The sequence below is a fragment of the Buchnera aphidicola (Rhopalosiphum maidis) genome (assembly GCF_003671935.1).
Classification (GTDB): Bacteria; Pseudomonadota; Gammaproteobacteria; order Enterobacterales; family Enterobacteriaceae; genus Buchnera; species Buchnera aphidicola_AL.
In genome coordinates this window covers 133,735-145,779 of record NZ_CP032759.1, presented here as the reverse complement: position 1 = coordinate 145,779, position 12,045 = coordinate 133,735, and the positions used below count along the sequence as shown (strand labels likewise).

Below are 12,045 nucleotides of genomic sequence, written 5' to 3'. Positions count from 1 at the left end.
TTTAAAAATTGAATAATTTCTTTTTGTTTCTTATTGCACCTGTATCTGCACTAGAAGCAAAATGTGCATAAGCACGCAGAGCAAAAGAAACATTTCTTATTCGATTTAGGGGTTTATATGCTTTAGAACCTTTTAGGTTTTCTTTAATAATACGAAGATTTAATTCTTTTTCTGTAATATTTAAATGAATTGTTTTTTTTTCAATATTAATTTGAATATTATCACCATTTTTTACTACAGCTATAATACCTTTATTTGCTGCTTCAGGTGATATATGACCTATAGATAAACCAGATGTTCCACCAGAAAATCGCCCGTCAGTGATTAATGCGCATTCTTTATCTAAATTCATAGATTTCAAATATGTTGTCGGATATAGCATTTCTTGCATACCTGGTCCACCTTTAGGACCTTCATAACGAATAACTACAACATCACCAGAAATTATTTTTCCTGATAAAATAGCAGTAACAGCTTCTTCTTGACTTTCATATACCTTAGCAAATCCAGAAAAAATATAATTTTTTTTGTCTATGCTCGCTGTTTTTATTATACATCCATTTTTTGCTAAATTTCCATATAAAACAGATAAACCACCATTTTTGCTATAGGCATTATCGTATGAACGAATACATCCATTAACACGATCGTTGTCTAATTTATCCCATCTGTAATTTTGAGAAAAAGGTTTTACTGTACGAGTACCACCTGGTCCTGCATGAAACATCTTTATTATATTTTTGTTTTTTGCAGATAAAATGTCATATTTTTTTAATGTTTCTTCTAAATTTAATCCTAATATATTTTTTGTTTTTTTATTCAATAAATTAGAACGATTTAGTTCTCCTAAAATTCTCATTACACCACCTGCTCGATGTACATCTTCTACATGATATAAATTAGTACTTGGAGCAACTTTGCAAATGTGAGGAATTTTTTTTGAAAGTGTGTTAATGTCTGACATTTTAAAATCAATATTGCCTTCATAAGCTGCAGCTAATAAATGTAGAATAGTATTAGTAGAACCTCCCATCGCAATATCTAGAGCCATAGCATTTTCAAAAGATTCTTTATTTGCTATATTTCGTGGTAAAATGTCTTTATTATTATTAAGATAATAATCTTGTGTAATTTTAACAACAGTTTCTGCTGCTTTCTTAAATAATTTTTTACGATCAATATGCGTTGCTAATAGTGTTCCATTTCCAGGTAAAGCTAAACCTATAGCTTCTATTAAACAATTCATAGAGTTTGCTGTAAACATACCTGAACAAGAACCACAGGTAGGACAAGCTGAAAGCTCCACTTTTCTTAAAAAATCATCTGATTGATTAGGATTTCCTCCATGTATTATGGCATCAACTAAATCAATTTTTTCTATTTTATCTTTTCTGTTTATTTTACCTGCTTCCATTGGTCCACCTGAAACAAAGACTGATGGTATATTTAAACGTAATGCAGCCATAAACATTGCCGGAGTTATTTTATCACAATTTGAAACACATATAATTGCATCAACACAATGTGCGTTAATTACATATTCTATAGAATCTGCAATTAATTCACGAGATGGTAAAGAATATAACATTCCTGAATGACCCATTGCTATTCCGTCATCTATAGCAATAGTATTAAATTCTTTTGGAACACCACCGTATTTTTTTATTTCTTTAGAAATTATTTTACCGACTTCTTGCAAATGAATGTGTCCTGGTACAAATTGAGAAAATGAATTTACTATTGCAATAATAGGTTTTTTAAAGTCTTCATCTGTCATACCTGTAGCACGCCATAAAGATCTTGCTCCAGACATATTCCTTCCATGTGTAGTTGTAAATGAACGATATTTAGGCATTTTATAAATTACTCCTAGAAATATTTCTTATTATTTTTTAGGATTTTTTTAAAAAAGGTATATTTTTTTAAATTTTTAAAGATTTTTTTTTATTTTTAAAAAAAGGAATTATATATCATAAAAAAAATATGATAATCAGTTGATATTGTTTTTCTTTGATTTAATAAGATTAAGTTTTTTTAAAAAAAAATGAGTGAGATTTTTGGCAGGGGTGGAAGGACTTGAACCTACAACTTTCGGTTTTGGAGACCGATGCTCTACCAAATTGAACTACACCCCTAATGATATTTAAATTTTAAAAACAATTATATTCCTAATTAAGTTAAAAGTCTAGTTTGTATATTATATATTTTTACTTTTAATTTGTATTTACTTTTATTTTTAAATGTTTGTTAAAATAATACAATATTATTTTTTTTAGTTTTTTTACAATAATTATATAAGGTGAACAACTTAGTGAAAACTCCAATTTATTTAGATTATGCAGCTACTACACCAGTAGAATTTAAAGTTGCAAAAAAAATGATGAATTATTTAACAATAGATGGAATATTTGGAAACCCTGCTTCTCGTTCGCATAAATTTGGTTGGGAAGCTGAAGAAGTCATTGACATTGCTCGTAATGAAATATCAGAGTTAATTGGCTCAGATTCTCGAGAAATTATTTTTACCTCTGGTGCGACTGAAGCAAATAATTTAGCTATTAAAGGTATAGCTTTTTTCCATAAAAAAAAGGGTAATCATATTATTACGAGTAAAACAGAGCATAAATCTGTATTAGATGCATGTAGATATTTGGAAAGTGTAGGTTTTTCTGTAACTTATCTTACACCTAAAAATAACGGCATCATTGATTTAAATGATTTAAAAAAAAATATAAACAAAAATACTATACTGGTTTCAATAATGCATGTAAATAATGAAACTGGGATTATACAAGACATTACCAATATATCTAAAATTTGCAGATCTCATGATGTTTTTTTTCATGTTGACGCCACTCAAAGTGTAGGAAAAATAGCTATTAATCTAAAAAATTTATTTGTGGATCTAATGTCTTTTTCAGCTCATAAAATATATGGACCTAAGGGCATTGGAGGTTTATACGTTCGTCGAAAACCACGTGTACGTTTATTAGCATTATCACATGGAGGAGGTCATGAAAGAGGAATGCGTGCAGGAACTTTACCGGTTCATCAAATTGTTGGAATGGGTGAAGCTTTTAAGTTAGCTAGAAAGAAAATAAATGATGATTTTATTCATTTAACCAATTTAAGAAACGATCTTTGGAATGGTATTAAAAATATTGAAGAGGTTTATTTAAATAGTGATTTAAAACAAGGTGCACCTCATATTTTAAATGTTAGTTTTAATTACATTGAAGGTGAATCACTAATTATGGCACTTAAAGATTTAGCTATTTCTTCTGGTTCTGCATGTACTTCTTCAAGTTTAGAACCTTCTTATGTTTTAAGAGCTTTAGGAATTAAAGATGAATTAGCACATAGTTCTATTCGATTTTCAATTGGAAGATTTACAACGAAAGAAGAAATTCAACATACAATAAAGTCAGTACATAAATCAATTCATAGATTGCGTGCTCTTTCACCTTTATGGGAAATGTTTAAATCAGGAGTTGATTTAAACAGTATAGAATGGGATCATAGTTAAAGTAATTAAATTAAACAGATAAGAAGGTAATTGAAAAATGGCTTATAGTAAAAAAGTTATGGATCATTATGAAAATCCACGTAATGTCGGATCATTCTCTAATTCTGATTCTAACGTAGGAAGTGGATTGGTAGGAGCCCCTGCTTGCGGTGATGTAATGAAATTACAAATTAAAGTTAATAATAAGGGTATCATTGAAGATGCTTGTTTTAAAACTTATGGTTGCGGTTCTGCAATAGCTTCTAGCTCTTTAGTTACAGAATGGATTAAAGGTAAATCTATAAAAGAAGCAGAAGCGATTAAAAATACTAATATAGTTGAAGAATTAGAATTACCGCCAGTAAAAATACATTGTTCTATTTTAGCAGAAGATGCTATTAAAGCTGCTATTTCAGATTATAAAAGTAAAAGAAATAAAAACTAACTTTTAATTTTTTTTAATTAAAATGTTGAAAGAAAATGTTCTTTCAACATTTAATTATGCATTATAAATTTTTGAAATATAGTGTAACTTAGGTGGTTTATGGATTATTTTACATTATTTAATTTACCGAAAAAATATAGAATTAATAAATCTTTACTTTCTGAAGCCTTTTATAAGTTACAATTAAAATTTCATCCAGATTTATTCATACATTGTTCTGAATTTGAAAAGAAAATTGTTTTACAAAAATCAATTGAAATTAATAAAGGGTATAAGATTTTACAAGATTCATTAAAGAGAGGTATATATTTACTTTCCTTAAATGGTTTTAAAATTAGTAAAGAAAAGTTTTTGTGTGAAGATAAAGATTTTTTAAAAAAATATTTTTTTTTATATGAAGAATTAGATTTTTTAACAGAAAACAATTGTGATGAAGTTCAAATTGAAATTTTTTTTAAAAAAATAAAAAATATAATAAAAAATTATGAAAAAACAATTGAAATTAAATTTGACGAAAAAAAATGGAATGACGTTATTCGATTAATAACTGAACTTCTATTTTTTAAAAAAATACAAACTCGTTTAAAGAAACAATAATAACTTATCTAAGTTAGATAAATTAGGATTTTCTACATGTTTTTTTCAAAAAATAAAGTTAAAAAAAAATTAATTTTAGGTATTGATTTTGGAACTACTTATTCTCTTTTAGCTAGTATACAAAATGAACGTACTATTTTATTAACAGATAATAAGAAACGCTTTTTATTACCATCAATTGTAAATTTTAATAAAAGCAAACCATTAATTGGCTGGGAAGCAGAAAAAAAAATCGTTGAAGATCCAATAAATACAATTACGTCAGTGAAACGTTTAATTGGTCGTTCTATTGATTTTATAAAAAAAGAATTTCCTATTTTACCATACGTTATAGAAGAGAATAAAGATGGAGGGGTTTTATTTCATACAAATGCTGGATTAGTTACTCCTATTGATGTTGCTAGCGAAATATTAAAATTTTTAAAGGAAAAAGCATGTGAATTTTTTAATCAAAAAATAGATGCAACAGTAATTACTGTTCCTGCCTATTTTGATAATCTTCAAAAAGAATCTATAAAGAAAGCTGCTATTTCAGCAAAAATTAATTTAATTAGATTATTAAATGAACCAACTTCTGCTGCTGTTGCTTATGGTTTACAATTAGATAAACAAGGTCTCGTTGTGGTTTACGATTTAGGAGGTGGTACTTTTGATGTTTCTATATTAAAGTTAAATAAAGGAATATTTGAAGTTTTAGGAACAGCTGGTGATTCAAATTTAGGAGGAGATGATTTCGATACTTGCTTAGCTAATTATATTTATAAAAAATTAAATTTTCCAAATAAATGCAATATCTTTTTTCAATCTTTGTTGCTTAAAAAAGCGAAAGAAATAAAGATAAAACTTACTCAATATGAGAAAGTAGAAATAAATTTTTTTAATTGGAATGGTGTTATTTATCGTGATGAATTCAATTTAATTATTAAAAATTTAATTAGAAAAACTTTATTTATTTGTTCTAATATTCTTAAAGAAATTGATCTTAAAGTAGAGCATATTAAAGAAGTTATTATGGTTGGTGGATCAACACGTGTTCCATTAGTATACGAGGAAGTAAAAAAATTTTTTCGAAGACCACCTTTAATTTCTATAAATCCTGACCAGGTTGTTGCAATAGGAGCTGCAATGCAATCAGGTATGCTTGTTCAAAATACTTTTCAAAAAAGAACAATTTTACTTGATGTGATACCTCTTTCTTTGGGTATTGAAGTTATGGGCGGGTTTGTTGAAAAAATTATTTTGCGTAATACTCCTATACCTATTTCTAAGACGAAAGAATTTACGACTTCTAAAGATAATCAAAGTTCTATTCTTATTCATGTATTACAAGGAGAAAGAGAATTAGTAAAAGATTGTATTTCTCTTTCAAGATTTGTTTTAAAAAATATTCCTTCTAAAAAGGCTGGTATGGTTCGTATTTTAGTTACTTTTGAAGTAGATGCTGATGGTTTAATTAGTGTACAAGCTTTAGAAAAAGCTAGCCATAAACAAAAAAAAGTTCAAATTGAAAATATTGTTTTTTTAAAAAATAAAAATATTAATAATATAATTAAAGAATCTACTATGTACGCCAAGGATGATTATTATCTCAGGGTTAAAAAAGAAAAAAAAATTGAATCTAAATATATTTTAGATATTTTAAACAATGCTTTACAAGAAGACAAACACCTAATTACTTCAGAAGAATTAAAAAAAATAAGATCAAAACAAATTAAATTGCAAAAATCTATAGATGACGATGATTTTTTTTCTATGAAATTAAATTTAAAAAAGTTAGAAGAAGTTAGTAAAAATTTTTTTTCATTACGATTAAAAAAAACTATTGATTTTTCTTCAATTAAAAATTGATTAGAAGAGATTATATAATGCCTAAAATATATTTTTTACCTCATAAATTTTTATTGCCTAAAGGTGGATGTTTTGAATCTAAAGAAGGTGAAACTATTTTAAATGTTGCATTAAAAAATAACATTAAATTAGAACATGCTTGTGAAAAATCGTGTGCTTGTAGTACGTGTCATTGTATTATAACAAAAGGTTTTCGTTCTCTTTCAGGATGGTCTGAAAAAGAAGAAGATGTATTAGATAAAGCTTGGGGTTTAGAATCTACGAGTCGATTGAGTTGTCAAGCAGTTATTGGTACTAGTGACATAGAAGTACAAATTCCCTTATATAATACGAATTATACAATAGAAAATTAGTTATTTTTTTGAAATATATGGATTAATAGTTTCTTTAAATTGTATTTTTATTGGTATTCCATTCATTTTCAGTGTTTCGTAAAAGAAATTTTTTAGGTATTTTTTATAAGATAAAGATAAATTTTTTACTTGATTACCATGTATAATAATTTTAACTGGATTAGAGCTTCCTAGATGGACATATTTTAGTTTTATTCGTCGTCCATTTATCATTGGAGGGTGGTGTTTTTTTATTGCTGTATGCATGATTTTCATGAGCTCTGAAGTTTGTATTTTTCTTTTAGAAGAATTATAAGACATATCAATAGATTGAAAAAGTTCAAATGTTCCTTCATTATAAAGCGCTGATATAAAATGTATTCTTGAAAAGAAATAATATTTTAATTGATATTTAATCAAATTCTGTAAATTCTTTTTTTCTGATAATTTTAATAAATCACATTTATTAATTACAATAATTAATGGTTTTCCGGATTCTTCAACAAAGTTCGCTAATAATAAATCTTGATTAGATATTTCATTTTTTGCGTCTATTACGAGTAAAGTTAAATCTGATTTTTCAATCGTTTGCAATGTTTTAATTGTAGAAAATTTTTCTATTTTATTTTTTTTAGATTTTTTTTTAGATGTTCCTGCAGTATCTATAAAAATATAATTTTTATTGTTGTATTTAATAGGTACTGACACAGTATCTACTGTTGTACCAGGTGTTTTAGAAGTAATCATTCTTTTTTTCATGATTATTGAATTAATCAACGTTGATTTTCCAACATTTGGTTTTCCTATACATGCAACTGTTACGGAAATTTTTTCTCTTATGGAATGTTCTTGACTGTTTTTTTCTAGGTTTGTTTCTTTAAATTTTTTTGTAATCCAAGGAGTTAAATACTTTGAAATAAGACTATTAATTCCTTGGTTATGACTTGCAGAAATTTTTATATTTTCTTTAAATCCTAAAGAATAAAATTCATTAATTTTAGAATCTTCTTTAATGCCATCTACTTTATTAATTACTAATATTGTTTTTTTTTGATATTTTCTTATTTCTTCAGCAATTTCATATTCTTGTGGCATGATTCCATCACGAGCATCTACTAAAAATAAAATTCCATCGCATTCTTGAATAGCTTTTAAAGTTTGTTCATGACTTTTTTTTTCTATTTTTTGTAATTTAAAGTCGAGTCCTGCTGTATCTACTATAATTATTTTTTTATTTTCTGTTAAGTAACAAGATCCATAATTTCTGTCTTTAGTAAGTCCGGGATAGTCAGCAACTAGTGCTTTTCTAGTTCTACTCAATATATTAAACAAAGTAGATTTTCCTACATTAGTACGTCCAATTAATACAATGATAGGTAACATTTTAAGTATCCATTTTTTTATTTTAAATTTTGCATTTATTTTTTTATTTGATTAATTTTCATATTAATCATTTCTTTAGATGCATTAGATTGTTGAAAATATTTACTTTTTTCCCACGCTAATTTTGCTTTTTTAATGTCTTTATTTTTCATAAAAATATCACCTTTTATGTTTTCTACTATACTTATCCAACTATCGTCTTTTATTTTTTCTAGTATTTTCATTGCATCTTGATTTTTATTTTGTTGAATTTTTATTCTTGCCATTCTTAATTTCAGTATATTTTTTAAATTTTCTTCTTTTGTATATTTTAAGCTATTGTTTAATTGGATAAAAGCTTTATCTAAATTATTATCTAAAATATATTCTTTTGCTAAAAAAAGAGAAGATAAAGTTCCATAAATATTTTTGTTTTCTATAATAAATTTTTCAATTGTACTTAAATCTTGATTTTTTTTTGCATTTATTTTTTTTATAATTTCTTCGTATCTGAATTCTTGTGAATTTATTTTTTTTTCTTTCGGTTTTTTAAACAAAACAACAAAAAAAATAAGAAAAACCAGAAGAAATATCATTAAATATGTTTTTTTATTTAATATAGTTAATTTTTTCATCTTATTTAAATGCATTTCTATTTTTCCTTATTTTAGTTTTTTATTTTTTAACGATATATAATTTAAAATTTTTTGTTATTAGTAGATAGTTTTTTATTAATTTATAAAAAAAATAATCATGAATGCAATAGTAACTTTTTTTAGAGTAAATTTTTGTTTAATTTTGATTAAAATTATAACATATAAAAAAAGTTATTCGTATGAAAAACACTAATTGTACACAGTTAGTTAGTTCAAGAACTTCTTTGATTATCAATATCACACGTGACTTATCCACAGATTTTATGTTTACTAATAATAAGTATTATTCTTTTTTTTTTTATTTTTAAAAACAGAAAAACAATCTTTAATTATTTTTGTTTGTAATATTTTATTTTGAATATTTATTATGTGTTATCTTGATTAAAATATTAATACTGTATAGAATAATTTGAATATTTTAAAGGGTCTTTTGTATGTTGAAGTCGTATTTAAAAAATTTTGATGTTATTGTTATTGGTGGAGGACATGCTGGTACTGAAGCTGCGGCAGCCTCTGCAAGGATAGGTTGTAAAACATTATTATTAACTCAAAAAATTGATGACATAGGTGTATTATCTTGTAATCCAGCAATTGGAGGAATAGGAAAGAGCCATTTGGTAAAAGAAATAGATGCTTTAGGTGGTTTGATGGCTAGAGCTATTGATTATTCAGGGATTCAATTTAGAATTTTAAATTCTAAAAAAGGTCCTGCTGTGAGGTCTACTAGAGCTCAAGCTGATAGAATACTTTATTGTCAAAATATAAAAAATTTATTAAACAAAGAAGTTAATTTATTAATTTTAGGAGAAGAAGTAAAAGATTTAATTGTTAAAAATTATCAAGTTATAGGCGTTTTAACTCAAAGTAACATAAGTTTTTATTCTAAATCAGTTGTATTGTCTACAGGTACTTTTTTAGGAGGGAAAATACACATAGGGTTGAACAGTTATTCTTCTGGAAGAAAAGGAGAAAAAGCATCCATAGATTTAGCTCTTCGTTTAAGAGATTTACCTCTTCGTGTAAATAGATTAAAAACTGGAACACCACCTCGGATTGACATTAATACAATTAACTTTGAAAATTTATTTGTTCAGCATAGTGATATTCCTACTCCTGTTTTTTCATTTATGGGACATGTTTCTAATCATCCTCTTCAAATACCATGTTTTCTTACACATACCAATGAAAAAACACATGAAATAATACGTAATAATTTAGACAAGAGTCCTATATATACAGGTATAATTAAAGGTTTAGGTCCTCGATATTGTCCTTCAATTGAAGATAAAATTATACGTTTTCCTGATAGGAAATCTCATCAAATTTTTTTAGAACCAGAAGGATTAACTAGTATTAAAATATATCCTAATGGTATTTCAACTAGTTTACCTTTGGATGTGCAAAAAGAGATAGTAAAATCTATAAAAGGTTTAGAAAAATCTAAAATTATTACTCCTGGTTATGCTGTAGAATATGATTTTTTTGATCCTAAGGATTTAAATCTTACTCTAGAAAGTAAATGGATTAAAGGTCTTTTTTTAGCCGGTCAAATTAACGGTACTACTGGATATGAAGAAGCTGCTTCTCAAGGACTTCTAGCAGGGTTGAATGCAGCTTTAAATGCAAAAGATTGTAAACAATGGTTCCCTAGACGTGATCAAGCTTATTTAGGTGTTCTTATTGATGATTTAACTACTCAAGGTGCCAAAGAACCTTATCGAATGTTTACTTCAAGAGCTGAATATAGGTTAACTTTGAGAGAAGATAATGCTGATTTACGTTTAACTAAAATTGCTTATAAATTAGGATTAGTAGATAATTCAAGATGGGTTCGTTATAATGAAAAAATATTGAATATTCATAATGAAACTAATCGTTTAAAAAAAATAGAATTATATCCTGAATCTTCTGATGCTGATATTTTAAGTAATTTATTTAATATTGTTTTAACTAAAAAAGTAAATATTTTAAATTTGTTAAAACGTCCAGAAATTACATATAAAAATTTAAATTTTTTAAAAGCATTCGAAACAGGTATTTCTGATTTAGAAGCAGCAGATCAAATAGAAAATCAAATTAAATATGAAGGTTATATTAAAAGACAGTTAGAAGAAATAAATAGACATTTAAAAAATGAAAATACTCCCTTGCTACCTACCTATGATTATAATAAAATCAAAGGTTTATCTCATGAAGCTGCTTCAAAATTAAATGATTATAAACCGGTTTCCGTTGGTCAAGCGTCGCGTATTTCTGGTATAACACCAGCAACTATATCTATTTTATTAATACATTTAAAAAAAGAATATTATAAAAATCATGTATTATGATAAATTGTCTTTTTCACTTTTTAATTAATTTTAAATATATAATATTTTTCTTGATTTTATTTATTAATTTAGTATTTTTAAAATTAGTTACTTTATTTCGTTTTTTTTATTTTTAAAATATATAAAATAAATGAGAAAAAACTATGTTTTTAGAGAAAATATCTAATCCTCAAAAATATATCAGTCATCATTTAAATCATTTTCAAATAGATTTATGTAATTTTAAAATTGTTGCACCAGGAAATGTTTCCTCCCATTTTTGGGTGTTAAACATTGACTCAATGATATTTTCTCTCGTATTAGGATGTTTTTTTTTGAGTATCTTTTATACAGTAGCGAAAAAAATTACGACTGGTATTCCAAATGGATTGCAAGCTTGTATTGAATTGATTTTTGATTTTATTAGTTCTAATGTAAAAAGTATGTATCAAGGTCAAAATCCCCTTATTGCACCTTTATCGTTAACAGTTTTTATTTGGGTTTTTTTAATGAATCTTATGGATTTAATTCCAATTGATTTTCTTCCATTTATTTCTGAGAAGCTTTTTCATTTTCCAGCAATGCGTATTGTACCATCTGCTGATATTAATATTACATTGTCAATGTCGTTAGGTGTTTTTGTTTTAATTCTTTTTTACAGTATAAAAATCAAGGGATTATTTGGTTTTTTTAAAGAACTTACTTTACAACCTTTTAATCATCCTGTATTTTTTATTTTTAATTTTTTATTAGAATTAGTTTCTTTACTATCTAAGCCAATTTCTTTGGGATTGAGGCTTTTTGGAAATATGTATTCTGGTGAAATGATTTTTATTTTAATTGCTGGTTTACTCCCATGGTGGTCTCAGTTTGTTTTAAATGTTCCATGGGCTATTTTTCATATTTTAATAATTTCTCTACAGGCTTTTATTTTTATGGTATTGACGATTGTTTATTTGTCAATGGCTTCTCAATCTCATTAAGATGAAAA

The 12,045-nt window shown here is 25.8% G+C and carries 10 protein-coding genes and 1 tRNA gene; 7 read left to right on the top strand and 4 right to left on the bottom strand.

The window, feature by feature from the left end:
• Nucleotide 1: 1 nt before the first annotated feature.
• Together ilvD and D8S97_RS00705 are read right to left on the bottom strand one after the other, a co-directional pair.
• Complete coding sequence (ilvD, locus tag D8S97_RS00710; RefSeq protein ID WP_158361009.1) at nt 2-1,855, bottom strand: dihydroxy-acid dehydratase; 1,854 nt, start codon at nt 1,853-1,855, stop codon at nt 2-4.
• A 203-nt stretch (nt 1,856-2,058) separates the two neighbouring features.
• Nucleotides 2,059-2,135: transfer RNA gene (locus tag D8S97_RS00705), tRNA-Trp, on the bottom strand.
• Nucleotides 2,136-2,311: 176 nt separating this feature from the next.
• Between D8S97_RS00705 and D8S97_RS00700 the strand changes: the two genes are divergently transcribed.
• The 5 genes from D8S97_RS00700 (at nt 2,312) to fdx (ending at nt 6,748) form a co-directional block, all read left to right on the top strand.
• A complete protein-coding gene (locus tag D8S97_RS00700) occupies nt 2,312-3,526 on the top strand; it encodes an IscS subfamily cysteine desulfurase (RefSeq protein WP_158361008.1) in 1,215 nt (404 codons plus the stop codon).
• 37 nt (nt 3,527-3,563) lie between these two features.
• Nucleotides 3,564-3,950, top strand: coding sequence for a Fe-S cluster assembly scaffold IscU (gene iscU / locus D8S97_RS00695; RefSeq protein WP_158361007.1), 387 nt, complete (start codon nt 3,564-3,566; stop codon nt 3,948-3,950).
• A gap of 99 nt (nt 3,951-4,049) precedes the next feature.
• A complete protein-coding gene (gene hscB / locus D8S97_RS00690) occupies nt 4,050-4,547 on the top strand; it encodes a Fe-S protein assembly co-chaperone HscB (RefSeq protein ID WP_158361006.1) in 498 nt (165 codons plus the stop codon).
• Between the two features lie 36 nt (nt 4,548-4,583).
• Nucleotides 4,584-6,395, top strand: a complete 1,812-nt coding sequence (hscA, locus tag D8S97_RS00685) for a Fe-S protein assembly chaperone HscA (protein ID WP_158361005.1) — start codon at nt 4,584-4,586, stop codon at nt 6,393-6,395.
• A 17-nt stretch (nt 6,396-6,412) separates the two neighbouring features.
• Entirely contained in the window at nt 6,413-6,748 is a 336-nt protein-coding gene (gene fdx, locus D8S97_RS00680; RefSeq protein ID WP_158361004.1) for an ISC system 2Fe-2S type ferredoxin, read from the top strand.
• On the opposite strand, the gene der is transcribed toward fdx, so the two are convergent.
• Entirely contained in the window at nt 6,749-8,110 is a 1,362-nt protein-coding gene (gene der / locus D8S97_RS00675; RefSeq protein WP_158361003.1) for a ribosome biogenesis GTPase Der, read from the bottom strand.
• 35 nt (nt 8,111-8,145) lie between these two features.
• Nucleotides 8,146-8,739 carry a YfgM family protein gene (locus D8S97_RS00670; RefSeq protein ID WP_158361002.1) on the bottom strand — a complete coding sequence of 198 codons (594 nt, stop codon included), beginning with the start codon at nt 8,737-8,739 and terminating at the stop codon, nt 8,146-8,148.
• Nucleotides 8,740-9,179: 440 nt separating this feature from the next.
• Between D8S97_RS00670 and mnmG the strand changes: the two genes are divergently transcribed.
• Both mnmG and atpB read left to right on the top strand, forming a co-directional pair.
• Entirely contained in the window at nt 9,180-11,075 is a 1,896-nt protein-coding gene (mnmG, locus tag D8S97_RS00665; RefSeq protein ID WP_158361001.1) for a tRNA uridine-5-carboxymethylaminomethyl(34) synthesis enzyme MnmG, read from the top strand.
• Nucleotides 11,076-11,218: 143 nt separating this feature from the next.
• Entirely contained in the window at nt 11,219-12,037 is an 819-nt protein-coding gene (gene atpB / locus D8S97_RS00660) for a F0F1 ATP synthase subunit A (RefSeq protein ID WP_158361000.1), read from the top strand.
• Nucleotides 12,038-12,045 lie beyond the last annotated feature (8 nt).

What these genes read in the sequence shown, in the direction of transcription:
- hscA (WP_158361005.1), top strand. Translation starts at nt 4,584, where the DNA reads ATGTTTTTTTCAAAAAATAAAGTTAAAAAAAAATTAATTTTAGGTATT.
- der (WP_158361003.1), bottom strand. Translation starts at nt 8,110, where the DNA reads ATGTTACCTATCATTGTATTAATTGGACGTACTAATGTAGGAAAATCT.
- D8S97_RS00670 (WP_158361002.1), bottom strand. Translation starts at nt 8,739, where the DNA reads ATGCATTTAAATAAGATGAAAAAATTAACTATATTAAATAAAAAAACA.
- iscU (WP_158361007.1), top strand. Translation starts at nt 3,564, where the DNA reads ATGGCTTATAGTAAAAAAGTTATGGATCATTATGAAAATCCACGTAAT.
- ilvD (WP_158361009.1), bottom strand. Translation starts at nt 1,855, where the DNA reads ATGCCTAAATATCGTTCATTTACAACTACACATGGAAGGAATATGTCT.
- fdx (WP_158361004.1), top strand. Translation starts at nt 6,413, where the DNA reads ATGCCTAAAATATATTTTTTACCTCATAAATTTTTATTGCCTAAAGGT.
- mnmG (WP_158361001.1), top strand. Translation starts at nt 9,180, where the DNA reads ATGTTGAAGTCGTATTTAAAAAATTTTGATGTTATTGTTATTGGTGGA.
- atpB (WP_158361000.1), top strand. Translation starts at nt 11,219, where the DNA reads ATGTTTTTAGAGAAAATATCTAATCCTCAAAAATATATCAGTCATCAT.
- hscB (WP_158361006.1), top strand. Translation starts at nt 4,050, where the DNA reads ATGGATTATTTTACATTATTTAATTTACCGAAAAAATATAGAATTAAT.